This window comes from Cryptosporangium phraense (assembly GCF_006912135.1).
In the GTDB taxonomy this organism is placed as follows: Bacteria; Actinomycetota; Actinomycetes; order Mycobacteriales; family Cryptosporangiaceae; genus Cryptosporangium; species Cryptosporangium phraense.
This window is the reverse complement of record NZ_VIRS01000034.1, coordinates 46162-71727: the sequence shown is the minus strand read 5'-3', so window position 1 is coordinate 71727 and position 25566 is coordinate 46162. Positions and strand designations below refer to the sequence as shown.

The 25566-nt window shown below is 73.2% G+C and carries 18 protein-coding genes and 1 pseudogene; 8 read left to right on the top strand and 11 right to left on the bottom strand.

Annotated features, from left to right (window positions below):
- From FL583_RS33170 to FL583_RS33160, 3 genes are all read left to right on the top strand, one after another.
- Positions 1–2995, top strand: a 2995-nt coding sequence (locus tag FL583_RS33170) for an FtsX-like permease family protein (RefSeq protein ID WP_142708835.1), incomplete at its 5' end; no start/stop codon positions are given.
- On the top strand, positions 2992–5733 hold the full coding sequence (locus tag FL583_RS33165; protein ID WP_142708834.1) for an FtsX-like permease family protein: 2742 nt from the start codon (positions 2992–2994) through the stop codon (positions 5731–5733). The genes FL583_RS33170 and FL583_RS33165, both read left to right, overlap by 4 nt.
- Positions 5734–5802: 69 nt before the next feature.
- Positions 5803–7329 (top strand): alkaline phosphatase D family protein, encoded by a 1527-nt coding sequence (locus FL583_RS33160; protein WP_142708833.1) that lies wholly within the window; start codon positions 5803–5805, stop codon positions 7327–7329.
- 655 nt (positions 7330–7984) lie between these two features.
- Here the strand turns inward: FL583_RS33160 and FL583_RS33155 are convergent.
- From FL583_RS33155 to FL583_RS33105, 10 genes and pseudogenes are all read right to left on the bottom strand, one after another.
- Positions 7985–8452, bottom strand: a complete 468-nt coding sequence (locus FL583_RS33155; protein ID WP_142708832.1) for a VOC family protein — start codon at positions 8450–8452, stop codon at positions 7985–7987.
- On the bottom strand, positions 8449–9711 hold the full coding sequence (locus tag FL583_RS33150; RefSeq protein ID WP_142708831.1) for an ABC transporter permease: 1263 nt from the start codon (positions 9709–9711) through the stop codon (positions 8449–8451). The genes FL583_RS33155 and FL583_RS33150 overlap by 4 nt, the downstream gene beginning before the upstream one ends.
- Complete coding sequence (locus FL583_RS33145) at positions 9708–11222, bottom strand: sugar ABC transporter ATP-binding protein (protein ID WP_142708830.1); 1515 nt, start codon at positions 11220–11222, stop codon at positions 9708–9710. Before FL583_RS33145 ends, FL583_RS33150 begins: the two co-directional genes overlap by 4 nt.
- An 11-nt stretch (positions 11223–11233) precedes the next feature.
- Positions 11234–12238: a sugar ABC transporter substrate-binding protein gene (locus tag FL583_RS33140; RefSeq protein ID WP_142708829.1), complete on the bottom strand. Its 1005-nt coding sequence runs from the start codon at positions 12236–12238 to the stop codon at positions 11234–11236.
- 83 nt (positions 12239–12321) lie between these two features.
- Positions 12322–13284, bottom strand: a complete 963-nt coding sequence (locus tag FL583_RS33135; protein WP_142708828.1) for an alpha-ketoacid dehydrogenase subunit beta — start codon at positions 13282–13284, stop codon at positions 12322–12324.
- Positions 13277–14221, bottom strand: coding sequence for a thiamine pyrophosphate-dependent dehydrogenase E1 component subunit alpha (locus tag FL583_RS33130; RefSeq protein WP_142708827.1), 945 nt, complete (start codon positions 14219–14221; stop codon positions 13277–13279). Before FL583_RS33130 ends, FL583_RS33135 begins: the two co-directional genes overlap by 8 nt.
- Positions 14218–15753 carry a class-II fumarase/aspartase family protein gene (locus FL583_RS33125; RefSeq protein WP_142708826.1) on the bottom strand — a complete coding sequence of 512 codons (1536 nt, stop codon included), beginning with the start codon at positions 15751–15753 and terminating at the stop codon, positions 14218–14220. Before FL583_RS33125 ends, FL583_RS33130 begins: the two co-directional genes overlap by 4 nt.
- Positions 15753–16355 (bottom strand): SDR family NAD(P)-dependent oxidoreductase, encoded by a 603-nt coding sequence (locus FL583_RS42040; RefSeq protein WP_240746891.1) that lies wholly within the window; start codon positions 16353–16355, stop codon positions 15753–15755. Before FL583_RS42040 ends, FL583_RS33125 begins: the two co-directional genes overlap by 1 nt.
- Positions 16356–16631: 276 nt before the next feature.
- A pseudogene (locus FL583_RS43195) lies at positions 16632–16787 on the bottom strand (SDR family NAD(P)-dependent oxidoreductase); the annotation flags it as partial.
- Between the two features lie 1665 nt (positions 16788–18452).
- Entirely contained in the window at positions 18453–19184 is a 732-nt protein-coding gene (locus FL583_RS33105) for a DUF2786 domain-containing protein (protein ID WP_142708822.1), read from the bottom strand.
- Positions 19185–19267: 83 nt separating this feature from the next.
- Between FL583_RS33105 and FL583_RS33100 the strand changes: the two genes are divergently transcribed.
- Genes FL583_RS33100 through FL583_RS33090 form a run of 3 tightly spaced genes read left to right on the top strand, consistent with a single transcriptional unit; the run spans position 19268 to position 22352 of the window.
- Positions 19268–20179, top strand: coding sequence for a diacylglycerol/lipid kinase family protein (locus tag FL583_RS33100; protein ID WP_142708821.1), 912 nt, complete (start codon positions 19268–19270; stop codon positions 20177–20179).
- Positions 20176–21384, top strand: coding sequence for a deoxyguanosinetriphosphate triphosphohydrolase (locus FL583_RS33095; RefSeq protein ID WP_142708820.1), 1209 nt, complete (start codon positions 20176–20178; stop codon positions 21382–21384). The genes FL583_RS33100 and FL583_RS33095 overlap by 4 nt, the downstream gene beginning before the upstream one ends.
- Positions 21381–22352 (top strand): aldo/keto reductase, encoded by a 972-nt coding sequence (locus FL583_RS33090; RefSeq protein ID WP_142708819.1) that lies wholly within the window; start codon positions 21381–21383, stop codon positions 22350–22352. Before FL583_RS33095 ends, FL583_RS33090 begins: the two co-directional genes overlap by 4 nt.
- On the opposite strand, the gene FL583_RS33085 is transcribed toward FL583_RS33090, so the two are convergent.
- Complete coding sequence (locus FL583_RS33085; protein WP_170323994.1) at positions 22353–23489, bottom strand: ABC transporter substrate-binding protein; 1137 nt, start codon at positions 23487–23489, stop codon at positions 22353–22355. It abuts the gene before it with no gap.
- A gap of 75 nt (positions 23490–23564) precedes the next feature.
- Between FL583_RS33085 and FL583_RS33080 the strand changes: the two genes are divergently transcribed.
- Together FL583_RS33080 and FL583_RS33075 are read left to right on the top strand one after the other, a co-directional pair.
- Positions 23565–24395, top strand: a complete 831-nt coding sequence (locus FL583_RS33080; protein ID WP_142708817.1) for an amidohydrolase family protein — start codon at positions 23565–23567, stop codon at positions 24393–24395.
- A gap of 69 nt (positions 24396–24464) precedes the next feature.
- Positions 24465–25550, top strand: coding sequence for a Gfo/Idh/MocA family protein (locus FL583_RS33075; protein WP_142708816.1), 1086 nt, complete (start codon positions 24465–24467; stop codon positions 25548–25550).
- Positions 25551–25566: the final 16 nt, after the last annotated feature.

Sequence of the window (25566 nt, the reverse complement as noted above, 5' to 3'; positions counted from 1 at the left end):
GGAGGTCGCCGCGTCCCGGGCCGACCGCGACGACGTGCACGTCACGGCCTACACGGTCAAGATCTCGGCGGCGAACGGGAAGTCGGTGGCCGCCGACACCCGGGCCCTGCTCGTGGACGAGACCGCGCCGTTCACGACGACGACCGCCACCCGGGCGTCGTCGGTCATGCACCGGTACCCGGCCGCGAGCGACGAATCGCGCAGCCTGCTCAGCGAGGTCTACCTCTCGGGCGTCGAAGACCTGCAGGCGCAGACCAGGCTGGTGTCGGGCCGCTGGCCGCGGACGGGCGAGACCGTCATCTTCGACAGCACCGCCCGCCGGCTGGGCCTGCAGGTCGGGCAGCGGGTCCACCTCGGCCCGCAGGTGGGCCGGGACCCGGCGCCGCCGGTCGACCTGACGATCGCCGGCCTGGTGCAGCCGCTGCCCACCGAGGCCTGGGCGCGCGACCCGCTGAGCGGCACCGGCTTCGACCCGAAGCCCGCCGACGCGATCTACGCCCAGCAGGTCAACGCCTACGGCCCGTTCCTGGTGCCGCTCGACGACCTGCTGGCCGGCGGCGGATCACTGGACCGGCTCGAGGTGAGCGCCGTCCCCGATCTGTCGTCGCCGACCGGGCCGGACCTCGACCGGCTGGCGTCCTCGCTGCTCGGCGCCGACCGCAAGCTCGGCGGGACGCTCGGCGACCGGGTCGAGTTCGAGCGGGTCACCTCGCCGATCCCTCAGCTGATCCTCGACGCCCGGCGCCAGCAGGAGCTCATCGCCAGCTCGGCGCTCGCGTTCGCGCTGATCGGCGTGCTGCTCACCGCGATCGCGCTGGCGCTGGCCGGGCGGCTGGCGATCGGCGTCCGGTCCGAGGAGGGCGCGCTGCTGGCCGCGCTCGGCGTCAGCCCGGGCCAGTTCGCGTTCGTCGCGGTACTCGAGGCCGCGCTGCTGGCGGCCCTGGCGGCCGCCTGCGCGATTCCCGCCTCGTCGGCCCTGCACTCGACGCTCACCCACCTGGCGCCGCTCGCCGACGGTGGGCTGGCCTCCCGGCCGACCGTCACCACCGCGCAGGTGCTGGCCGTCGTCGGCGGTGCGGTGGCCCTCGCCGTCCTGCACATCACGCTGGCCGTGCGACCGGCGGCCCAGCGCGGGGACCGCCGTGGTCGCCGCGAACTGCTGGCCCGGTCCGGGGCCGACGTGCTGCTGTGCGCGCTGGCCGCCGTCGGCTGGTGGCAGCTGCAGGCCCAGCCCGCGGCGGCCGGCTCCCGGGCCGACGTGGTCCGCGTGCTCGCCCCGGCGCTGATCCTCGTCGCCAGCTGCGCGCTCGTGCTGCGGCTGCTTCCGCGCGGGCTGCGCCAGGCCGAACGGCTCGCCGGGCGGGCCCGCGGGCTCGTGCTCCCGCTGGCCGCGTTCCAGGCCGCCCGCCGGCCGCAGGCGTTCGCCGCCGGGCTGCTCATCGGCCTGGCCTGCGCTGCGGCCACGTTCGGCACCGCGTTCGGCGCGACCTGGTCGGCGTCCCAGCACGATCAGGCCGACCTGTCGGTCGGCACCGACCTCTCGCTCACGCTCTCCGGTCCGCCGGTGGCCGGGCAGAGCGCGACGGTCGCCGCCGCCACCGGCGGAGAGGTCACGCCGGTCGCCGTGCGCAACGTCTCGGTCGGTCAGTGGCTCGGCGGCTCCGGACCGGCTCCGCAGCTGGTCGCGCTCGACACCCGGCGCGCCGGTGACGTGCTGCGCGGCCGCACCGACGGCGACTGGCCGGACGTCGTGCGGGGGCTGCGGCCCTCGGCCGCGGCCACCGGCCCGGTACTGCCCCGGTCGATCGTCCCGACGATCTCCGGGACGGCCGGCGGCGGCTCGGTCGTCGTCACCCCCCGTCTCCTGCTCGAGGACGACGACGGCCTGCGCACCACCTGCAGCGGACCGGAGATCCCGCTCGACGGGCGGCCGCACCCCGTGCCCGGCTGCGCGAAGGTCGCCGGGCTGCGGCTGGTGAGCGTCGCGCTGCCGATCGCCGACCCGTCGTACTCCCAGCCGTTCACCGACGTCGACGTCACGATGACGCTGCCCGGCGGGCCGGCGTTCTCCGGCCCGTGGGCGGTCCGGGCGGCCGCGCCCGGGCCGCATCAGATCCTCCACCCGAGCGTGGCCGCCGAGGGTTCGCGGCTGCATTTCCGCACCACGGTCGCGTTCGCCGAGCCGCTCGACCTGAGCCGCACGCTGGTCGCGACCGCGTTCCCGGACCCCGGTCCGGTGCCGATCGCGGTCTCCGAGCGGTGGGCCCGGGACGTCGGCGCCCGCCCGGGCTCGAAGTTCAGCCTGTCGTACGGGACGACCGCGCTGCCCGCGGTCGTCGTCCGGGTCGTGCCGGTGATTCCGTCCGTGCCCCGGGGCGCCGGCGCGATCGCCGACCTGGACGCGCTGTCCCGGGCGCTGGCCGTCCAGGGCGAGTTCGACCCGCACGTCACGGCCTGGTGGGTCGGCCACCCGCGCGCGGACGCGGCCGCCCGGACCGAGAAGCTGGGCCTGGGCGAGGTCACCACACGGGCCGGCGAGACCGCCCGGCTGACCAGCGGCCCGCTCCGAGCCTCGCTACCCGCCGTGCTGCGCGTGCTCGTCGTCGCGTCGGTGTGGCTGCTGCTCGGGGGTGTGGTGCTGTACGTGGTGTACGACGTCCAACTGCGGGCGCTAGAGGTGGCCCGGCTGCGTGGGCTGGGCATGTCGCGCCGGGCGATCCGGGCGTCGCTGCTCGGCGAGCACGCCGCGGTGCTGCTGCCGCTGCTGGCCGCGGGCACGGCGATCGGGGCGGCGGCCACCTGGGTGATCACGCCGTTGCTGATCCGCTCGGACACCGGCGCCGCCCCGGTGCCGGAACCGCTGGCGGCCTGGCCCTGGGGCACCGAGGGGCTGCTGCTCACGTTGCTGGTGGCCGGGTCCGGGCTGGCGATCGCCGCGGTGGTCACCGTGCAGGCCCGGCGCGCGGACGCGGCTCACCTGCGGGTGGCGTCATGATCCGGCTCGGGGTCGGGCGACGGCTTCCGGCCGGGCGGCGGCTTCCGGCCGGTCGCTGGCTCCCGGTCGTGCACTGGCCGAGCGTGCTCGGCCGGGCGCGGGCCGACCGCGGGCCGCTGGCGCTGGTCGCGGCCGTCGTCCTCGTCGTCACGCTGCTGGCCGCGGCCGTGCCCCCGCTGATGGACTCGACCGCCACCGACGCCACCCGGGACGCGATCCGGCGGGCCGGCTCGGACGCGACCGTCTCGGTGGACGCGAACTGGGACGACGACTACGGCCAGAACGGGGGACGCATCCGGAACGCGGACCTGGCCAAGGACATGGCCGGCTTCTTCGACCGCGCCGAGTACGCGCTCGCCCCGAACCTGCGCAAGACGCTGCGCCCACCGGTGACGACCGCCACCAGCATCTCGCTGAACGTCGCCGCGGGCACGATCCCGCGCCGGTTCCAGCTCGACTACGTGCGCGACGATCACGGCGGCCCGGCCGTCACCTGGGTGTCCGGCCACGCCCCCCGCGGAACCGTGACGGGCAGCGCCGAGACGACGTTCGCCGACGGGCCGTGGGAGGCGCAGGTCGGCCTGTCCGAGGCCGAGGCCGCCGACCTGAAGCTCGGCCCCGGCGACCACATCCCGCTCGCGGACAACCAGCGCAACCCCTACAAGGTGCTGATCAGCGGTGTCTTCCGGCCGGTGGACGTCCAGGACCCGGCCTGGGAGTTCGTCCCCTGGGTGCTGAAGCCGACGCCCGGCCTCGACGGCCCGGGCACGGTCCGGCTCGGCGGCCTGCTCTCCGACGAGTCCCTTCCGGACGGACGGCTCGCGCTGCAGCCCGACCAGTTCAGCCGCACGGTCTGGTTCGCGGCCGACCCGGACCAGCTCACCTGGGAGTCCGCGCAGCAGCTGGCGGCCACCGTCGTCGCGCTGAAGGCGTCGTCGGGCTCGTCGGCCCTGCGGGACACGTCGCTCCGGTGGGACACCCAGCTCGACCGCGTGCTGAACACGGTCCGGCAGCAGGTGGACGCGGCCTACGCGCAGGCGTCGGTGCTGGTGATCGCCGTGCTGGCCGGGGCCGTGCTCGTGCTGCTGCTCGCGGCCGACCTGCTGGCCCGCCGCCGGGGCCCGGCCCTGATCGCGGCCCGGCAGCGGGGCGCGTCCCTGCCCGGATTCGTGGCCGAGCTGCTGATCGAGTCGGCCGCGGTGACGCTGCCGGCCGCCGCGGCCGGGCTGCTGCTCTCCTGGCTCGTGGCCGGCGGAGCGGCGCTGACCTGGACGCTCGTCGTCGTGGTGGCCGCGCTGCTGGCCGGGCCGGCGTTCGGCACGTTCACCGCGGCCCGGGCCACCCGGGACCGGCGGGCGCCGGCCAACCGCGCGGCCCGCCGCCGGGAGGAACGCACGGCCCAGCTCCGTCGGGTGACGGTCGACGTCGCGTTCGTGGCCGTGGCGGTCGCGGCCGTCGTCGCGCTGCGCCAGCGCGGGATCACCGCGGCGGGCGGGGCGGCGCTGCCCGCGAGCGCGCCCGCGCTGGGAATCGTCGCCGGCGCGCTGCTGGTGCTGCGGGTGGTGCCGGCCGGCACCGGGCTGGTGCTCCGGCAGGCGCTGCGCTCCCGGCTCCCGCTGGTCGTCTTCGGCGCCGCCCGGGCCGCCGCGACCGCCGGCCGCGCGTTGCCGCTGCTGGTGCTGACCGTCACGACCGCGCTCGCCGCGTTCGCGCTGACGCTCGACACGACCACCGCGCGCGGTGCCGAGGACGGCGCCTGGCGCACGGTCGGGGCCGATGCCCGCCTGGACGTCCCGTACGACGACACCGCGGAGACCCCGCGTCTCGCCGCCCGGATCACGGCCGCGCCGGGCGTCACCCAGGTCGCCACCGGGCAGGTCACCGGCATCGTCCGGGCGATCGCCGGTGGCGACGCGCTCACGCCGGGCCTGGTGGCGGTCGACGCGTCCGCGTTCGAGCGGCTGCTGGCCTCCAACCCGCTGCCGGACGCACCCGAGCTGGGCCGGCTGACCGCCACCGGCGGCCGGATCCCGGCCCTCGTCCGGTCGGACGACGGCAGCCTCCGGCCCGGCGTGACGCTGCAGATCCTCCGCAGCGGGGCCGCCCCGGTCGAGATCACCGCGGTCGGCACCGCGCCCCCGGTCGACGGCCTTCCGGACGTCATCCTGGTGGACGCGGCCCGGGCCGGCCTGCCGTACGCGCCGAACACCGTGTGGGTGAACGGGCCCGGCGCGGCCCAGGCGATCCGCGCGACCGGAGGCGCGCCGCTCGTGCGGGCCGACGTCCTCGCCGACCGCGAACGCGCGCCGATCAACGCCGGGCTGACCGCGCTGGAACGGGCGGCGGCGGTGACGCTGCTCGTGCTGGGCCTGCTCGGCTTCGCGCTCAGCGCCGCGTCCAGCGCGCCGGAACGCTGGACGACGCTGGCCCGGCTCCGCACGCTCGGGCTCCGGCCCCGCGACACGCACCGGGTCGCCGGGGCCGAGTTGTTGCCGCCGGTGCTCGTCGCCGTGGTGTGCGGGCCGCTGCTGGGCCTGCTGCTGGTGACGCTGACGTTCGGCCCGCTCGGCCTGCGGACGCTCACCGGGCAGGCCGCCGACCCGTCGACCGTGGTGCCGTGGTGGCTGGTCGGTGCGGTGGCGGTGGTGCTGCTGGGGGCGTTGGTCGCGATCGTGGCCGCTGAAGCGCGGGTCCGTCGTCGGCGGCGGCTGGGTGAGGTTCTCCGAGTGGGTTCGTAACGAAAGTCCCGCCCTCTCGTCGCTTGCCGGAGGTACTTCCGTTCACGGACGATTCCGGACTATCGAGGCATGTCGTTCGGACATTTGCTGCCCCGGCGTGGGTTTCTCGCCACCGCCGGGGCAGCCGGCCTCGGGCTCCTCGTTCCCCGACTGATCGACTCCTCGCCGCCCTCTCATCTGTTCACGCTCGGCGTGGCGTCCGGCGACCCGTTGCCGGACGGCGTCGTCCTCTGGACCCGGCTCGCGCCTCGCCCGCTGGACGGGGGCGGGATGCCGGACCGGCCCGTCCCGGTCCGCTGGGAGGTCGCGACCGACGAGAACTTCGCGACCGTGGTGCGGTCGGGGACGGCGACCGCCACGCCCGCGCTGGCCCACAGCGTCCACGTCGACGTTCGAGGCCTGCGGCCGGGCGCGGAGTACTTCTACCGCTTCCGGGTCGGCGGACAGGCCTCGCCGGTCGGCCGGACACGGACCGCGCCGGCCGCCGGCACGCTCCCGCGGGCCCTGCGCTTCGCGGTCGCGTCCTGCCAGTCGTGGGCGGACGGGTATTACACCGCGTACCGGGGGCTGGTCGACGAGGACGTCGAGTTCGTGGCGTTCCTCGGGGACTACATCTACGAGTCGCCGCCCCGGGACGACACGGTCCGGAAGCACGAGGGGTCCGGTGAGCCCTGGTCGCTGGTGGAGTACCGCAACCGGCACGCGCAGTACCGGACCGACCCGCTGCTGGCCGAGGCCCACGCGGCCGTTCCGTGGATCGTCACCTGGGACGATCACGAGGTCGTCGACGACTGGGCCGGCGGACCGTCGGGCGACGCGCGGTTCCGGGGCCGCCGGGCCGCGGCCTTCCAGGCCTACTACGAGCACCTGCCGGTCCGGACGCGGCCCCCGCTCGGCCTGGGCCTGCAGGTCTACCGACGCCTGACGTACGGGCAGCTGGCGACGTTCCACGTGCTCGACACGAGGCAGTACCGCTCGCCCGCCCCGTCGACGCTCGAGGAGGCCGAAGACCCGGCCCGGACGATGACCGGGACCGCCCAGGAGCAGTGGCTGCTCGACGGGCTGGCGCGGTCCGGCACCCGGTGGAACCTGCTGCTGAACCAGGTGATGTGGGCGTCGAACGACCGGACGGCCGGGCCGCGGGAGTCCTACGACTTCGACAACTGGGACGGGTACCGGGTGCAGCGTCGCCGGTTGCTCGAGCGGATGACGCCCAACACCGTGGTGCTGACCGGGGACCGGCACGCGACGTTCGTCTGTGACCTGACGACCGAGCATGCGGTCGTGGGCGCGGAGATCACCGGGACCTCGATCAGCTCCGGCGGGGATGCCGACCAGTCGGCGTTCCACCGCACGTTCGACCCGATCATGGCCGAGAGCCCGCACTGGAAGTACATCGACAATCAGCGCGGGTACGTCCTGTGCGAGGTCGGGCCGGAGGCGCTGCGGTCGGGATTGCGGGTGGTCGACACGGTCCGGGACCCGAACGGCGGGACGATGCGCACGGCCGCCCGTTTCGTCGTCGAGAGTGGCCGCCCGGGGATCGCCGTCGACGGGGCGCGGCCCCCGGCTCGTCGTCGGCCCAGGTGGACGTGACCGGCCGCGCGGCCGGCACCGGACCGGTCGTCCGGCTCGGCAGACGTGGCCGGTCACCCGCTTCGCCGGCTGGGTCGCCTCGTCGGCCAGGTGGGTTCCGGGCGGGGCGGTCTCGCCGGCGGCGAGGTAGGCCGGTTCCGCGGTCCGGTGTCACGACGCACAGGTGTCGCGGGAGCCGGCGGGCCGCCGGCCCGGCTGTGGTGCAGCGCCCGGGTGGTCGTGACCATCGAGACGACCAGATCGAGCGCGAAGTCGGGCCCGTCGGCGGCGGCACCCAGGGCAGAGCCACCGGCCTCGCGCGGAAGGTCGGCGTACATCCCGAGCACGAAATGCCGGTCCGGCCGATCGGCGGCCCCGCCCGTGAGCAGGGGCAGCAGCCCAACGAGATCGCCGCGCTGACGTCCGTCGCGCGAGCGTCGACGTCGTAGTCATTCTCCAGCTCGGAGCGCCGCGCGCGGGCGCGGGCCCCATCCGGGCGAGCCGGAACCGCACCCGCTAGCAGACGACCAGGTGGATCGCGGCCTGACCGCACACCGCCGCGCCACCATCCGCGCGTCGAGATCTTCCGGCGCACGGCGGCGTCCGAACCGCTTGAACAGGGGCACCCCCACCCCGCCCGGCTCCAGCATGGACGAAACCGGGCCGGGCGGGGGCGTCAGCGCCTCGGGGGCTGGACCAGTTCCAGCGTCACCCGGTCGGGGTCGAAGAAATAGCAGGTGTACCCACCCCGATTCACCCCGGCCGTGATCTCGTTCGGCGGCGACACGAACTCGACGCCCGCGGCCCGGAGGCGCTCGTACGTACCCACTGCGTCGTCGGTCGTGAACGCCAGGTGGGCGGCTCCGGCGCGCTTGCGCTCCGGGTCGGTCGGGGCCGCCGCCGGCGACAGGTACTGCACCAGCTCCAGGTCGTGCGACGAGTTCGTCGACGACGCCGGCGGCACGGCCAGCTGCGCGACCCGGAGGTCGGCGTCGGGGTAGCCGACCAGCCGGCGCGTGTAGTCGTTGTCCTGGCGCTGCTCGTGCACCAGCACCATGCCGAGCAGGTCACGGTAGAACCGGATCGACGCGTCCAGGTCCGACACCGTGAAGCTGAAATGCCACAGCCCGGTCAGGCCGCTCATGAGCGCGCCGACCCGGAACCGGCGCGCGCCGCGGCGTCCGAATCGGCCGTGACGACCGGACCACCGGAGGCCTCAGCGGGCGCGGTGACGGCCGGGACATCGGCGGCGGTGAGCTTCTTGCGACCGCCGCGCTTCTCGGCCAGCACGTAGATCGTGGCCGCGCCGATGATGACGACGCCCTTGATCAGGTCCTGGTAGTTGGCCCCGAGGTTCAGCACGCCGAAGCCGTTGGCCAGCACGAACAGGATGAGCGCCCCGATCACCGACTTGAGCACGTTGCCGGCCCCGCCGAACAGCGACGTCCCGCCGAGGATCGCGGCCGCGAGCACGGTGAGCTCGATGCCGGTCAGCGCCTGCGGGTTGATCGCCGAGAACCGCGACGCGTAGAGGATGCCGACCAGCGCGGCGAACAGCCCGTTCAGGACGAACGGCATGACCTTGTAGCGCGCGACCCGGATACCCGACAGCCGCGCCGCCTCGACGTTGCCGCCCACCGCGTACAGCCGCCGCCCCACCACCGTGAACTTCAGAACCGCCCAGGCGATCAGCACGATGAGCAGGAAGATCCAGACCTGCTTGGACAGCGCCCAGTACGTCGGGAAGAAGAGCAGCGAGACCACGGCCAGCACCGCACCGGCCCCGACGTACCAGTACGCCTGTCCGTCGGTGACCCGACCGGCGCGCTCCCGGCGGAGCGACCACACGCCGACCCCGACGAAGACCAGCCCGACGACCGCGGCCCAGATCTTGAGGTTCACCGGCCAGTCACCGGTGAACAGGTTCGCGAGCCCGGTGTCGGTGGTCTGGATCGACCGGCCGTCGGTGAGGATGAACAGCAACCCGCGGATGCCGGTCATCGTCCCGAGCGTGACGATGAACGCGTTCACGCCGACGTACTGCACGAACACGCCGTTGAAGAGCCCCATCGCGATGCCGGTCAGCAGCCCCAGCAGCAGCGCCGTACCCAGGCCCCAGCCGTGGTTGATCACGGTCAGCGTCACGCCCGCGGCCAGCGCCCCGGTGGCCCCGATCGACAGGTCGAAGTTGCCGCTGATCAGGCAGATCGTCATGAACACGGCGAGGATGCCGACCTGGGCGGTCTGGTCCAGGATGTTCGCGCTATTCAGCGCCGACAGGTAGAACGGCCGGTCGGTGCCGGCCGCGGCCGAGGTGAACACCACCAGGATCAGCGCGAACGCGTAGACGACGCCGGCGCGCTGGAGGCGGAACGGCGCGAGCCGGTCTTTGAGAGTGATCATGCGGTCCGTCCGAGATCAGTGGTGCCCAGCCCGCTCGACAGCGCGAGCAGCTCGGCTTCATCGGTGTCCTGGGAGTTCCGCTCGGCGACGATGCGTCCGCCGCGGACGACCAGGATGCGCTGGGCGACGGCGAGCAGCTCCTCGAACTCGGAGCTGACGATCACCACCGCGTTGCCGGCCCGGGCGAAGCCCCGGACCAGCTCGAGGATGTCGGCCTTCGCCCCGACGTCGACGCCGACCGTCGGCTCGTCGAGCAGGTAGGCGCACGCGTCGCCGTACATCCACTTCGCGAACACGACCTTCTGCGCGTTGCCGCCGGACAGCGCGCTCACCGGCGTCGAGACCGACGGCGTGCGGACCTTGAGGTCCGCGACGCCCTTCTCCGCCCGCTCGTGCTCGGCGTTCGCGTCCGGGATGATCCGGCGCAGGCTGAGCTGGGCCACGTCCGGCAGCGTCGTGTTCCGCCAGATCTCCCAGGCGCCGATCAGCCCCTGCCGGTTGCGGTCTTCCGGCACCAGGGCGAGACCGGCCTTCACCCGCTGGTCGACGCGTTTTCCGACGTCCTCGCCCTTGATGCGGACGGTTCCCTCGCAGCGCTTGTCGGCGCCGAAGATCGCCTCGAGGATCTCCGAGCGGCCCGAGCCGAGCATGCCCGCCAGCCCGATCACTTCCCCGGCCCGAACGGTGAGGCTCACGTCGTCCACGCCCGAAGGGGACCGGAGGTTGATCGCCTCGAGGACCGGCGCCGCCTCCGGTGCAACCGGAGCCATCCGGACGTTCTCCATCGCCGACAGCTTCCGGCCGACCATCAGGTCGACCAGCCGCTCCTCGTCCAACTCCGACGTCGGGCCGGTGAACACCATCCGGCCGTCGCGGAGCACCGACACCTCGTCGGTGAGCTCCAACACCTGGTCGAGGAAGTGGGAGCAGAAGACGAACGAGGTGCCCTCGGACTCGCGCAGCCGGTGGACCGCCCGGAACAGGAGGTCGACCTCGGCCCGGGCCATCGAGGCGGTCGGCTCGTCCATGCAGATGAGCGTCGCGCCGGCGGCCAGCGCCTGCGCGACCGCCACCATCTGACGCTCGCCGATCGGCAGATCGCCGACGAGCGCGTTCGGGTCGGGCCGGTAGCCGAAGCGCTCGCAGAGCGCCTCGTACCGGGCCATCAGCCGGCCGCGCCGGAACAGCCCCGACATCTCGCCGAGGAACACGTTCTCGAGCACGGACAGCGTCGGTACCAGCGGGATGTGCTGGTACATCGTGGCCACTCCGGCGGCCCGGGGAGCCGCCGGATTCGACCAGTCGACCGCGCTGCCTTGCCAGATCAACTCGCCCGCGCTCGGCTCGTGAGCGCCGGCGATGATCTTGAACAGGGTGGACTTGCCCGCGCCGTTGGCGCCCACGAGCCCGTGGATCGAGCCACGAGCAATCGTGAGGTCGACGTCCCGCAGCGCGACCGTCCCGTTCGGGAACCGCTTGGAGACTCCGTGTACCGCCAATAGTTCACCCATGAGTTCTCAGCTCACCATTGCGGGTCGCAGTCGGCGACGTTGGACTTGTCGATCGACGGCGTGTCGTAGAAGACCAGCTTGGCGGTGCCGTAGTTCTCGTCGTCGATCGCCTTCTTGAGCTCCTCGGCGGCCTTCTTGCCCCCGTCGACCGGCTTGTAGCAGATCGTGCCGGTCAGGCCGCCGGTCTTGATCGCCTCGACGCCGAGCTTCGAGCCACCGACGCCGAACACCAGCGCCTTGGACTTCGCCGCCGCGACGGCCTTCTGGCAGCCGACGCCCATGTCGTCGGAGATCGCGTAGATCCCGACCAGGTCGGGGTGGGCGTTCAGGATGCTGGCGCAGGCCGACTGGCCCTGGTCGGCGACCCATCCGCCGGGCTGCTCGGCGACGATCGTGAACTTGCCCGCCGTCGCGGTCTTGAACTTCTCGACCCGCAGCGTGTTCTCGGCGTAGCCGGGCGCGCCGATGATCACCGCGACGTTCCCGCCGTTGGGCAGCGCCTTGAGCATGGCCTGCCCGGTCTGCTCACCGGCCCCGGTCTCGTTCTCGATGACCAGCGCGGACAGCTTCGGGTAGACGTCGTCGATCTTGCGGTCGGCGCCGATGATGCTGTGGTAGCTGACGACCTTGATGCCGGCCGCCGAGAACTGGTCGACGAACTTCGCGGCCTCGGCCGCGTTCGCCGGGATCATCACGACGCCGTCGGGCTTCTGCGCGATGATGTTCTGCACGTTCGCCGCTTCGGTCTGGACGTCGTTCTTGCCGTCCAGGTTCGCGATGATCGTGCAGCCGAGGGACTTGGCGGCCTCCTCGATGCCCTGCGCGCCGGCGTTCGGGAACGGGAAGCCGGTGCCGGAACCGTTGTCGATCGCGATCTTGCAGGAGCCTTTGTCGCTGCCGGAGGCGCTGCTGGTGGAGTCGTCGGGCTTGCTGGCACAGCCGGCGGCGGCGAGCGTGATGGCCGCCGCGAGGGCCAGGAACGTGGTTGGTCTCTTCAGGCCCAGGCCTCGTCGCATCTGGGGTCCTTTCCTGTCTGCGGGACCGGCTAGGTCCCATCAAAGGGGGTTGAACAGGAGGTCAAACGATTGCTTGAACGGCCTCAGCCGCGGGTCGCCAGGTCGGCGATCGCGGCCGCGATCGTGGCGGTGTCCGGGATGACCGCCGCGGCCAGCACCGGGGCGGCGGGTAGCCGCAGATCGGGAGCGGCCAGCCGGACCGGCGGGGCGGTCAGCTCGATGCCGGCCTCGGCGACCCGGGTGATGACCTCGGCACCGAAGCCGCCGGTCCGGTTCGCCTCGTGGACGACCGCCAGCCGGCGGGTCCGACGCACCGAGTCGAGCACCTCGTCCCACGGGAACGGGTTGAGCCAGACGGTCTCGAGGACATCGACGTCTTCGTCTTTTGCGGCCTCGAGCACCTTGTGGGTGATCGCGCCCCAGCTGACGACGGTGGCCTTGTCGCCGGTCCGGCGTCGGCGGAGCCCGCCGATGGGCTGGACTCCTTCGTTGATCTCGACTTCGGCCTTGGCCCCGTGGTACAGCGTGCGGTTCTCGATGACGATCGTCGGGTCGTCGCAGTGCACCGCGGCGAGCAGCAGGTCGTAGGCGTCCTGCTGAGTGCTCGGCATGCACACCCGCAGACCGGGCGTGTGCAGGAAGAACGCCTCGAGGTTCTGCGAGTGCTGGGCCACCGCGCCGGGCGAGTTGCCCTGCTGGGTGCGGATCGTCAGCGGCGCGGTCATCGTCCCGTTCGAGACGTAGCGGACGTTCGCCGCCTGGTTGACGACCTGGTCCAGCGCGACCAGGAAGAAGTCCGACCACATGATCTCGACGATCGGCCGGCGGCCGAACATCGCCGCACCGACCGCGGAGCCGAGGATCGCCGACTCGCTGATCGGGGTGTCGAACACCCGGTCGCCGAACGTCTTGTGCAGGCCTTTGGAGACGCCGTGGACACCGCCGGGCACGCCGACGTCCTCGCCGTAGAGGAGAGTCTCGGGGATCTCGTCGAGGACGCGGCGGAGTGCGGCGTTCGCGGCCTCGGCGAAGGAGTACTTAGGCATAGAGGTGCTCCTTGACCGTGCTGGGGTCGGCGAGCGGGGCCGCTTGTGCTGTGGCGGCGGCGGCGTCGATCTCTTCGCGCGCTCTGGCTTCGGCGTCGTCGATCTGGTTCTGCGGGACGCCGGCTGCCGCGAGCTTGCGCTTGGCCACGGCGATCGGCTCCTTTTCCTTCGCGGCTTCGAGTTCGCCCGGGCGCCGGTACTGCTCGGCGTCGCCGATGTAGTGGCCGACCAGCCGCTGGGTCATCAGCTCGAGCAGCGCCGGGCCGCCGCCTTCGCGGGCCGCCTCGATCGCGTCGCCGACCCGGTCCCGGACCACGGCCGGGTCGTTGCCGTCGATGCGTTCGCCGAGCATGCCGTAGGCGCGAGCGCGCTCGGCCAGGATGGGGTTGCGGACCATGTCGTCGATCGGGGTGAGCTCCGACCAGCCGTTGTTCTCGCAGACGAAGATCACCGGCAGGTCGAGCGCGGCGGCGAAGTTCATCGACTCGTGCACCGCGCCCTGGTTCATCGCGCCGTCGCCGAAGACCGTGAGCGCGACCCGGTTGCTCCCGTCGTACTTCCCGGCCAGAGCCGCGCCGACCGCGAGCGGCGCTCCCGCGCCGACGATCGAGTTCTCGCCGTGGAACCCGTGCGCCACGTCGGAGAAGTAGGCCGATCCGCCGCGTCCGCCGTTCACTCCGGTTTCCCGACCGAGGAGCTCGGCCAGGATCCCTTCGACGGGGACGCCGCGGGCGACGGCCCAGTTGTGACCGCGGTAGGTCGCGAACAGGGCGTCGTCGGGACCGAGGACTGAGCAGGCGCCGACCGGGCCGGCTTCCTGGCCGATCGAGAGGTGGACCGAGCCCTGGATCTCGCCGGCCAGCCGGAGGTCGCGGATCTTCTCCTCCAGCAGGCGGCTCCGCCACATCTGGTGGAGGTCGTCGAGGAGCGTGCTCATGCGTTCTCCTTCGCGGTCGCCCATCGGGTGAGGGCGGCCTCGCAGATCCGGTCGGTCTCGCCGAGGTACTGCTCGGGGCCGATCGGGGTTCTCGTCGCGGCGGCGAGCTTCGGATCGGCGGCGGCGGCGTTCCCGATCGCCTCGGTGAGCTTCTCGCCGTTTTGCCGAGCCGCGCGGGCGGCGTCGTAGACGACGTCGTGGGCGTGCTCACGTCCGAGTTTCGGCGCCAGCTTGAACATGTACGCCTCGGCCAGCACCAGCCCGCCGTCGGCGTCCAGGTTCGCGCGCATGACGTCCGCGAAGACGCGCAGGTCGCGGATGGTCTCGGCGGCCAGGGCGACGGCGGACGCGGCGGAGCAGGCGAGCTCGGGCAGTACCAGCCACTCGACCTGCCACTCGCCCGCGGCCCGCTCGTGACCGGCTTCGAGCGCCCGGTGCAGGGCCGGGAGCAGCGTCGCCGCGAACGTGCTGAACCCGAGGATCGCCTCGGACGAGATCGGGTTGGCCTTCTGCGGCATCGTCGACGACGCACCCCGGTGGTGCCCGTCGGCCTCGCGGACCTCGGCGATCTCGGTGCGCGAGAGGTCGACGACCTCCCGGGCGATGCGCGCCGCGGTGCCGGCGGCGAGGGCCAGCGCTCCGCCGAACTCGACCAGACGGTCGCGGGCGACGTGCCACGGGATGTCGTCGACGGACAGCTGGAGCTCGGCGGCCATCCGGCGACGGACCTCGGCGGCGTCGTCTCCCAGTGCCGCGGAGGTGCCGCCGGCGCCGTAGAGGGAGAGCGTGCGGACCTCCCAGCTGGCCCGTCGGACGCGTTCCAGGTCGCGGGTGACCTGGGCCAGGTAGACGGCGAGCTTGGTGCCGAACGTCGTCGGGACGGCCTGCTGGGCGTGGGTGCGGGCCGCGGTGACCGTGTTCTGATGCTTCTCGGTCTGGACCGCGAGGGCGTCGCCGAAATCGGTGAGCAGCGCGATCATCCGGTCGCCGGCCGCGACGAGCTGGAGCACCAGGCCGGTGTCCATGATGTCCTGGGTGGTGGCTCCCCAGTGGACGTGGCCGTCCGGGCCGGCCGGGAGCTGGCCGGAGAGCTGCCGGACCAGCGGCAGGACCGGATAGCCGACGTTGCGGGCCTGCTCCCAGAGCTCGGCCCGGTCGATGCGCTCGGGGTCGGTGATCGCGCCGATCGCCTCGGCGTCCTCGGTGGTCACGACGCCTACCTGTGCTTCGGCCCTGGTGAGCGCGAGTTCGGCCCGGAGCCAGCCGTCGATGGTGGCCGCTTCGCCGAAGATCTCGGCCATTGCGGTGTCGGCGTAGAGCGCGGTCAGCAGCCGGAACGGCCCGGGCCGGGCGCCGGTAGGCGTCGTCGTCGCGGGGGCGGGCGTCGTCGCGGGGGCGGCGCCGGTAGGCGTTGCCGCGGGGGCGCCGGGCGTCGCGGCGGGGTCGGCGCCGGTGGGCGTCGTCGCGGCGGGGTCGGCGCCGGTAGGCGTCGTCGCCGTGACGGAGGCCGGTCCGTGCGTGGGAGCAACCATCAGTCCATCTCCAGTCCGCCGTCGACGTTGACCGCTTGACCGGTAACGAACGAGGCAAGGTCACTCACCAGGAAGAGCACGACGGAGGCCAGCTCGGCGGGGTCGCCGTCGCGCCCGAGCGCGCACGCCGCCTTGACCTGGGCCAGGTACTCCTCCCCGGCGCCGTCGCCGAACTGACGGGCCCGGTCGGCGATGATCTCCTCCCACATCGGGGTCAGGAAGACGCCGGGGCAGACCGCGTTGACGCGGATGGCCGGCCCGTACGCGAGCGCGGCCGACTTGGTCAGGCTCAGGAGGGCGGCCTTGCTGGCCGCGTAGTGCACGGCGTTCGGGCGTCCGGACCGCCCGGCCACGGAGGCCAGGGTGACGATCGCGCCGTGGGACATGGCCCGTGCGGCGGCTTGTGTCAGGAGGAACGTCGAGGTGAGGTTGACGTCGATGATCCGGCGCCAGGCGTCCTCGGTGACGTCCGGGAGCGGCACCGTCTCCATGATCCCGGCGCAGTTGACGAGCGTGTCGAGGCCGCCGAGGTAGTCGGTGGCCGTCTCGACGAGCGCGGCCGGGGCGCCGTCCGCAGTCAGGTCAGCGGGCGCGGCGTACACCGGAGGAGTGCCGGTCCCCGAAGGGGTGCCATGCCCCGAAGGGATGCTGGCCCCCGAGGGGGTGCCGGCCCCCGAGGGGGTGCCGGGCCCCGAAGGGGTGCTGGGCCCCGAAGGGGTGCTGTGCAGCGGAGGGGTGCTGGGCTTCGGAGGGGTGCTGGGCCCGGCGGGCGAAGCGGGGGGCGAAGCGGGGGGCGAAGCGGGGGGCGAAGCGGGGGGCGAAGCGGGGGGCGTTGCGCCGGGCGAGGAGTCGGGTGTGGCGCCGTGTTTGGCTGACAGGGCCTCGACCGCGGCGGTCAGCCTCGACCCGGGAAGGTCGCTGAGCACGACCCGCGCACCGGCCTGGAGCAGCACCTCGGCGCACGCCAGTCCGAGGCCGCCTGCGCCGCCGGTGACGAGCGCACGACGACCGCTGAGATCGATGGCGACGGCCACGTAACCTCCAGGTCAATCGGTTGACCGGGACGTTAGCAGCGCGTTTCGCGCCCCACAAGAGCAATCGTTTGACTGACACGGCCTGTCACTCCCAACCGACCGCCCAACCCCGCCCAACCCCGCCCGACCAACCCCCGACCTGCGACATTCGACGAACGCGGGAGCGCGACAGTTGCAGCGCGCCAGGGGCGGCAAGTGCGGCAGCGCGCTCGATGCGGCAGGCACGGAACGCACGGGAGCGCGGCGGGTGCGGCAGCGCGGCCGATACGGCCCGTGCGGCCGCTGCAGCCGGTGCAGCCGTGCAGCCGTGCAGCCGGCGCAGGCGGCGCAGGCGGCGCAGGCGGCGCAGGCGGCGCAGGCGGTGCAGCCGTGCAGCCGTGCAGCCGTGCAGCCGTGCAGCCGTGCAGCCGTGCAGCCGTGCAGCCGTGCAGCCGGCGCAGGCGGTGCAGCCGTGCAGCCCATGCAGCCCATGCAGCCCGTGCAGCCCGTGCAGCCCGTGCAGCCCGTGCAGCCCGTGCAGCCCGTGCAGCCCGTGCAGCCCGTAGCGGTGCGGCCGGTGCGGCCGGTGCGGCCGGTGCGGCCGGTGCGGCCGGTGCGGCCGGTGCGGCCGGTGCGGCCGGTGCGGCCGGTGCGGCAAGTGTTGTCGGTCCGTTACGCGCCCGGGTGCGGCGGCGCGGCCGATGCAGCAGAGCGGCAGGTGCGGCCGGTGCCTCATGCGAGGAAGCGCAGCCGGTGCGGCACTCACGGCGGCGCGGCACATGCGGAGGATGCAACAGCGCGGCCGATGCAGCAGAGCGGCAGGTGAGGCACGTGCGCAGCGCGGCAGGTGAGGCACGTGCGCAGCGCGGCCGGTGCCGGACATGCGGCGGGTGAGGCACGTGCGCAGCGCGGGCGGTGCCGCGGTGCCGCCGGTGCGGGACATGCCGCACGTGCGGAGGACGAAGCAGTGCGGCAGGTACATCGGCCCCCAGGTGCATCAGCGCCGCACATGTGGCAGCAGCGCCGCAGGTTCGACGGGTACGGCCGCGCGGCGCGTACGGCAGCTCAGCGGGTAAACCGTGCGACAGCGCAGCGAGCAAAGCTGTGCGGCAGCCCCGGCAGCCCCGGCAGGCCCGGCAGGCCCGGCAGGCCGTGCCGCCCGGCAGGCCCGGCACGCGCGACAGGACGACACGCGCGACAGGACGACACGCGCGAGAGGACGACCGGCGGTAGGCGCGGTAGGGCGGCGGATTCGGCAGTTGCGGCAGGCCCGGCAGGGCGGCACGCGCGGCAGGCCCGGCAGGGCAGCACGCGCGAGAGAACGGCACGCGCGAGAGGACGGCACGCGCGAGAGGACGGCACGCGCGAGAGGACGGCACGCGCGAGAGGACGACAGGGCGCTAGGCGGGGTAGGGCGGCGGATCCGGCAGTTGCGGCGGGCGCGGCAGGCGCAGCAGGGCGGCGAGTATGCGAGTACGGCCGACGCGGCAAATGCGGCCGACGGCGAGCGCAGGCTGCGGGCAGCCGCCGCGACGGCCCGACGGCCCGACGGCCCGACGGCCCGACGGTCCGGCGGCCCGGCGGTCCGGCGGCCCGGCGGTCCGGCGGCCCGGCGGCCCAGCGGCCCAGCGGCCCAGCGACGCAACGATGCGGGGGGTCCTGGGGTCGCGGGCGCGGGCGGCGCGGCTATCGGTTCAGGGAGCGACTTCGCCGGCCCAACGTCGGCCCGCCCAGGTCAGCTCGCGCGCCGGCCGCCGCCCCGTCCCCCGCTCCACTCCCCGACAACATCCTCCGAGGCGCCGACCCCAAACTCGGGAACGCCTCCGCGAACCTCGCGTCCACCACCGTCCGCCGGTCCGCCAGCACCAACTCGGCCGACCGTCCCGCCGCGCTGGGCTCCGTCGCCGACTCCCGCGCACGGGACTCCGCCTCCTCCAGGCGACGACACACGGTCGCACTGAAGCCGGCCAACCAGGCCCGGCGGTACGCGGCCTTGTGCTCGCCCGACGGCACCCTGGCCACCGCCAAGCCCCGCACGGCCTGCAGCAACAGCGACGTGAACAGGATCTCGACGCGTTCGATGTCCGAGCCGTAGCCGAACAGCAGCGCCGAGACCTCCTTGCCCCGGGGACCGAACCCCGTCCGCTGCACCACCCGTAGGCCCAGCGTCAGCGCGACGCTCACCAGCAGCCCCAGCTTGTCGAGCGCGTAGGGCGGGTCGAGCCGCACGACGCGGTCGGCGATCTGGTCGGCGGACGAGTCGCCGTCGGCGAGCATCGCGCGGTCGACGCCGTAGCGGGCCATCAGCTCGGCCGCCTTCGCGGTGAAGGTCTCGGCCTCCTCCGGGCTGGCCGCGATGTCCTCGGCCTGGGCCAGCAGCTTGCGGATCGTCGCCAGCTTGGCATCGGAAGAACTCATACCCGCACTGAAACAGACCCCCTCCACCCCCGTCGACACCCACCGGAGTCGCTGTGGACAACTCCGCACCATAGGCTCATCCCATGCCGCGCGAGCTGCTGGTGATCGTCAACGAGGGTGCAGGTAGCACCGAGCTCGCTGCCGTCGACAAGGCGGTCGAGGTGCTGCGCCGGGTCGCCGACGTGGTCGTCGCGCGCACCGCCGACCTCGACGCGCTCGGCGCGGCCCTCCGCGTCCACCGGGAACGGACGACGGTGCTGGCCGGCGGCGACGGGTCGCTGCACGCGGCCGTCCAGCTGCTGTACGACGCGCACCTGCTCGACGCCGGGCGTCCGTTCGGGTTGATCCCGCTCGGCACCGGCAACGACCTGGCCCGGACGCTCGGTATCCCGCTCGACCCGGTCGGCGCGGCCGAGACCGTGCTCGACGGGCGCCCGCGCGCGCTCGACATCGCGGTCGACGACAGCGGCGAGGTGATGGTCAACGCCGGGCATGCGGGTGTCGGCGCGGAGGCCGGGCGGCTCGCCTCGGACTGGAAACCGACGTTCGGCGTCGCCGCCTACCCTCTCGGCGCGATGGTCGCCGGCTTCACCAGCGAGGGCTGGGAAATGCGCATCGAGGTCGACGGCGAAACAGTGCACGACAAAACCACGCCGGTCCTCATGCTCGGCATCGGCATCGGACGCTCGATCGGCGGCGGCACCCCGCTGGCCCCCAACGCCGAGCCGGACGACGGTCTGCTCGACGTCGTCGTGGCCGCGGTGCAGGGCGCGCGCAACCGGTACGCGTACGGGATGGCCCTGCGCGACGGCGTCCACATCCGGCGGGACGACGTCACCGTGTACCGCGGTCGGAAGGTGGTCGTCACCGCGGACGATCCGTTCCGGGTCAACACCGACGGCGAGGTCAGCGATCCGGTCAACCGCCGCGAGTGGGAGGTCAAGCCCGGCGTCTGGTCGGTCCTGACCGCGGGCTCGGCCCGCGCGGTCTGGTGACGGGCGACGAGAGGTTCGTCGCTGAACCCACCAAGGACCCGGGCACCGGACGGACGCCGTTCCAGCGCGATCGGGCCCGGGTGCTGCACTCGGCCGGGTTCCGCCGGCTGGCCGCGAAGACCCAGGTGATCACCGCGGGCGAGGACGACTTCCTGCGCACCCGGCTGACCCACTCGCTCGAGGTCGCGCAGATCGCCCGCGAGATGGGCGTCGCCCTCGGCGCCGACCCGGACGTCGTCGACACCGCGGGTCTGGCCCACGACCTGGGGCACCCGCCGTTCGGACACAACGGCGAGGACGCGCTCAACGAGGTCGCCGACGCCGCCGGCGGCTTCGAGGGCAACGCCCAGACCCTGCGGGTCGTCAGCCGGCTGGAGGCCAAGGTCCCCGGCGCGGGTCTGAACCTCACCCGGGCGACGCTCGACGCGGTGACGAAGTACCCGTGGGAGCGCACACCCGGCACGCGCAAGTTCGGCGTGTACACCGATGACCTCCCGGTGTTCCAGTGGTACCGGCGGGGCGCCCCGGCCAGCCGGAAATGCCTGGAGGCCCAGGTCATGGACTGGGCCGACGACGTCGCGTACTCGGTGCACGACCTCGAAGACGGTGTACACGCCGGCCACGTGAAGGTGGAGGCACTGCGAGACCCCGACGAGCGACGGGCGCTCTGCGCCGACGTGGCCCGGTGGTACTCGCCGGAATCGCCCGACGACCTGCTCGAGGTGCTCACCGAGCTGCTCGCCGAGCCGGTCGTCGACGGGCTGATCGGCTACGACGGCAGCCACCCGGCCCAGGCCCGGCTGAAACAGGTGACGAGCGCGCTGGTCGGCCGCTTGTCGGCGGTGGCGGTGCGGGCCACCCGCGAGGTCGCCGGCCCCGAGCCGCTGGCGGGCTACGCCGCCGACCTCGTCGTACCGCGCCGGGCCCGCGCCGAATGCGCGCTGCTCAAGGGGCTTGCGCTCCGGTACGTGATGAACCGCCCCGGGGCCCGGGAACGCTACGAGTGGCAGCGGGAAGTCCTGACCACGCTGGTCGACGCGCTGCTGCGCCGCGCCCCCGACGCCCTCGACCCGGTGTTCGCACCCCTGTGGAAGGCCGCGTCCGACGACGCGGCCCGGCTGCGGGTCGTCGTCGACCAGGTCGCCAGCCTGACCGACCCCGCCGCCGTGGCCTGGCACGCCCGCCTCGTGAAGGAGCTCCGATGAAATACACCCGCCTGGGACGCACCGGCCTGGAGGTCTCCCGGATCTGCCTGGGGTGCATGACGTACGGCGACCCGAAGCGCGGCAACCACGAGTGGACGCTGCCCGAGGACGAGAGCCGCCCGTTCATCAAGCAGGCGATCGAGTCCGGCATCAACTTCTTCGACACCGCGAACGTGTACTCGGACGGCAGCAGCGAGGAGATCGTCGGCAAGGCGCTCGGCGACTTCGCGAACCGCGACGAGATCGTGCTCGCCACCAAGGTCCACGGCCGGATGCACGAGGGCCCGAACGGCGGCGGGCTGTCGCGCAAGGCGATCCTCAGCGAGATCGACCACAGCCTGCGACGCCTCGGCACCGACTACGTCGACCTCTACCAGATCCACCGGTTCGACCCGGTGACGCCGATCGAGGAGACGGCCGAGGCGCTGCACGACGTCGTCAAGGCCGGGAAGGCGCGGTACATCGGGGCCAGCTCGATGTGGGCCTGGCAGTTCGGGAAGTACCTGCGGGTGCAGGAGCGGAACGGCTGGACGCCGTTCGTCAGCATGCAGAACCACTACAACCTGCTCAACCGCGAGGAGGAGCGGGAGATGATCCCGCTCTGCGTCGACGAGGGCGTCGGCCTCATCCCGTGGTCGCCGCTGGCCCGCGGCCGGCTGACCCGCGATCCGGAGACCACCACCAACCGCAGCGAGAACGACGCGTTCGGCAACCGGCTCTACGATCTCGACGCCGACCGCGCGGTGATCGAGGCGGTGGCCCGGATCGCCGACGCCCGCGGGGTGCCCCGCGCGCAGGCCGCGCTGGCCTGGATGTTGGCCAAGCCCGGGGTGTCCGCGCCGATCATCGGGGCCAGCAAGCTGTCGCATCTGGACGACGCCGTGGCCGCCGTCGACGTCGAACTCAGCGCCGACGAACTGAGCGCGCTAGAGGAGCCCTACGCCCCGCACGCGGTCGCCGGCTTCTGATCAGCGGAGCCACCCGACCGCGTCGATCTCGGCCGACGCGGCCGCCAGGGCCGCCGCCGGGTCCACCCTCTCGCGCATGACGTCGTGGATCGCCGACGACAGCACACCGGCCACCGACGGCCAGTCGGTGACCGGCGGCGGGCTGAGCACCCCGCGGTGCACCTCTTCGATCACCTCGTAGTACGGCGAGAGGGCCCGCACCCGGGGGTCCCGCCAGGTGGACAGCCGTACCCCGGTCGCGCCGGACAGCGACGTGATCACGTCCATCTCCGGCGAGGCGAGGTGCTTCAGGAACTCGTAGGCCGGGCCCGGAGCGGCCGACCCCGCGGCCACCACCCACACCCAGTAGATGTTCAGCGACACCCCGTTCGGCACCGGCGCGCACGCGACCGCGCCCGGCGCGCACATCGCCGCGTACCCGGCCCAGTTCACCATCAGCGCCGCCTCGCCGGCCGCGAAGTGCTCCCCGGACGCGACGCTGTCCCACTCCATCGACGCCGGGTCGACGAGCCTCTCCCGGCGCAGCCGACGCAGGAACTCCAGGCCGGACACGGCGGCCGGGCCGGCCAGCGACGACAGCTCACCGCCCCGGCTCCACAGCTGCAGCAGGAAGTCGTACACGTCGTTGTGCCCGTCCGGCTGGCCGGCCAGCACCGTGCCGTACAGCCCCGGACGGGTGAACCACCGGGCCACGTCCAGGAACTGCTCCCACGAGGCCGGCGGCGCCAGCGGGTAGCCGACGCGCTCGGCGAAACCGGCCTGCTCCCGGGCGTCCGCAAAAAGGTCTGGCCGGTACAGGAGCATCATCGGGCCGTCGTGGTACGGCACGCCGTACACCCGGTCGCCACGGGTCTGGAGCAGACGCATCGACGGGCTCCAGCCGTCCGGCCAGTCCGGCGGCGGCGCCGCCGCCAGGCGGGGCGCGAGGTCGAGGACCTTGCCCTGCTCGATCAGCGCGGGCAGCCAGTCGCTGACGACCAGCGCGAGGTCCACCGAGCCGTCCAGCAGAGCGTCCGACGACAGCACCGCGTGCTCCAGCGACGGCAACTCCACCCAGGACGCCGCCACCGGCACCGACGCCTGTGCCTCCACCGCTCGCTCGAAGCCGTCGAAGGTACGGCCGAGAAGTCTGAGCACCACTGCCTCCTTGCGACGGGTCAATCGTTTGACTTACAGTTCAGCCCATCATGCCCCACGACCAGGGAGTCACGCATGCCCCTCATCGTCGACGCCCATCAACATCTCTGGGACATCGACGCGCTCGAGTACGCCTGGCTGACGCCGGACGCCGGCCCGATCCACCGCACGTTCGGCTTCGATGAGCTCGAGCCGCAGCTCGACGAGTGCGGCGTCGACCGCACCGTCCTGGTCCAGGCCGAGCCGAGCCTGGCCGACACCGACTCGATGCTCGCGCAGGCCGACGCGCACCCGCGGATCGCCGCGGTCGTGGGCTGGGTGCCGCTGCTGGACCCGGAAGCCACCGCCCGGGCCCTCGCGAGCTACGGCAAGGACCCCCGCTACGTCGGCGTGCGGCACCAGGTGCACGACGAGCCCGACCCGGACTGGATCCTCCGGCCGGCCGTGCAGGAGTCACTCGGCCTCGTCGCCGCGGACGGCCTCACCTGGGACCAGATCGCGACGATCCCCCGCCACCTCGAGCACGTGCCCACGCTGGCCGAGGCGTTCCCGGAGCTGCGCATCGTGATCGACCACCTGGCCAAGCCGCCGATCGCCGGGAACGGCTGGCAGCCCTGGGCCACCCTGCTCGCGCGGGCCGGCGAGTACCCGAACGTGTACGCGAAGCTCTCCGGCCTCGACACGGCCGCCGCGCCGGACTGGACCGCCGACGATCTGCGCCGTTACGTCGACCACGGGCTGGCGGTCTTCGGGCCCGGCCGGCTGATGTGGGGCAGCGACTGGCCGGTCTCGGTGCTCGGCGGCGGCTACCGACGGACGTGGGACGCGATCCGGCAGCTGATCGCCCCGGAAGACCGCGCCGCGATCCTCGGCGGCACCGCGAGCGCCTTCTACCGCTTCCCGTAAGGAGCGAGCGCCTTCTACCGCTTCCCGTAAGGAGCGAGCACCTTCTACCGCTTCCCGTAAGGAGCCCGCATGCTCGACGAAGTCACCGCCATCGCGGCGGCCACGGATCTGCGCGTCGCCGAGGAGCACAAGCGGCCGATCGCGATCGTCGGAGCCGGTGCGATCGTCGACGTCGCCCACCTGCCCGCGTACCGGCGGGCCGGCCTCGACGTCGCCGGCATCTTCGACCTCGACCAGGACCGCGCCCACGAGGTCGCCGCCCGCCATGGCATCCCGGCGGTGTACCAGAGCCTCGACGAATTGCTGAGCAGCCCGGTCGACGTCGTCGACATCGCGGTGCCCGCCCGCGCCCAGCCGGCGATCGTCCACCGGGCCGTGGACGCCGGGAAGCATCTGCTGTGCCAGAAGCCCTTCGCGGAGGACCTCGCCACCGCCCGCCGAATGGTGGCCGCGGCCGAGCAGGCGAACCGGAAGATCGCGGTCAACCAGCAGATGCGCTTCGAGGAAGGCATCGCCGCGGCGATCGCGATGGCCAGGGCCGGCTGGGTCGGCGAGGTCACCGCGTTCGAGTTCAACGTCACCATCGTCACGGACTTCTCGACCTGGGCCTGGCTGGCCGAACTCGAGAACCTCGAGATCTGGTACCACTCGATCCACTACCTGGACTCGGTGCGGGCCCTGCTCGGCAATCCGAACCGCGCCTACGCGATCGGCTCTCGGACGCCGGGTCAGAAGGTCGTCGGCGAGACGCGCACGGCCACCACGCTGAGCTTTCCCGGCGGTGAACATGCGATCCTGCACGTCAACCACGAGAACCGCACCGGGGACGCGCGGGCCGAATACCGCATCGACGGGTCGGAGGGGTCGATCAAGGGCACGATCGGGCTGCTCTACGACTACCCGCACGGGCGTCCGGACACCCTGAGGGTCAACTCGGAGAAACACACCGACGGCTGGCTCGACTACCCGGTCACCCGCCGCTGGATCCCCGACGCGTTCGCCGGCCCGATGGGCTCCCTGCTCCGGGCGATCGCCACCGACACCGAGCCCGAGACGTCCGGGCGCGACAATCTGGGCACGCTCGCGCTCGTCGAGGCTCTGTATCGCTCGATGGCCACGGGCGAGGCCCAGACTCCGGAAGAATCCCCACGGTGATCGACCGGCTACCTTC

What these genes read in the sequence shown, in the direction of transcription:
- FL583_RS33140 (WP_142708829.1), bottom strand. Translation starts at nt 12,238, where the DNA reads ATGCGACGAGGCCTGGGCCTGAAGAGACCAACCACGTTCCTGGCCCTC.
- FL583_RS33130 (WP_142708827.1), bottom strand. Translation starts at nt 14,221, where the DNA reads ATGAGCACGCTCCTCGACGACCTCCACCAGATGTGGCGGAGCCGCCTG.
- FL583_RS33165 (WP_142708834.1), top strand. Translation starts at nt 2,992, where the DNA reads ATGATCCGGCTCGGGGTCGGGCGACGGCTTCCGGCCGGGCGGCGGCTT.
- FL583_RS33135 (WP_142708828.1), bottom strand. Translation starts at nt 13,284, where the DNA reads ATGCCTAAGTACTCCTTCGCCGAGGCCGCGAACGCCGCACTCCGCCGC.
- FL583_RS33080 (WP_142708817.1), top strand. Translation starts at nt 23,565, where the DNA reads ATGCCCCTCATCGTCGACGCCCATCAACATCTCTGGGACATCGACGCG.
- FL583_RS33075 (WP_142708816.1), top strand. Translation starts at nt 24,465, where the DNA reads ATGCTCGACGAAGTCACCGCCATCGCGGCGGCCACGGATCTGCGCGTC.
- FL583_RS33150 (WP_142708831.1), bottom strand. Translation starts at nt 9,711, where the DNA reads ATGATCACTCTCAAAGACCGGCTCGCGCCGTTCCGCCTCCAGCGCGCC.
- FL583_RS33160 (WP_142708833.1), top strand. Translation starts at nt 5,803, where the DNA reads ATGTCGTTCGGACATTTGCTGCCCCGGCGTGGGTTTCTCGCCACCGCC.
- FL583_RS33145 (WP_142708830.1), bottom strand. Translation starts at nt 11,222, where the DNA reads ATGGGTGAACTATTGGCGGTACACGGAGTCTCCAAGCGGTTCCCGAAC.
- FL583_RS33100 (WP_142708821.1), top strand. Translation starts at nt 19,268, where the DNA reads ATGCCGCGCGAGCTGCTGGTGATCGTCAACGAGGGTGCAGGTAGCACC.
- FL583_RS33155 (WP_142708832.1), bottom strand. Translation starts at nt 8,452, where the DNA reads ATGAGCGGCCTGACCGGGCTGTGGCATTTCAGCTTCACGGTGTCGGAC.
- FL583_RS33105 (WP_142708822.1), bottom strand. Translation starts at nt 19,184, where the DNA reads ATGAGTTCTTCCGATGCCAAGCTGGCGACGATCCGCAAGCTGCTGGCC.
- FL583_RS33125 (WP_142708826.1), bottom strand. Translation starts at nt 15,753, where the DNA reads ATGGTTGCTCCCACGCACGGACCGGCCTCCGTCACGGCGACGACGCCT.
- FL583_RS33090 (WP_142708819.1), top strand. Translation starts at nt 21,381, where the DNA reads ATGAAATACACCCGCCTGGGACGCACCGGCCTGGAGGTCTCCCGGATC.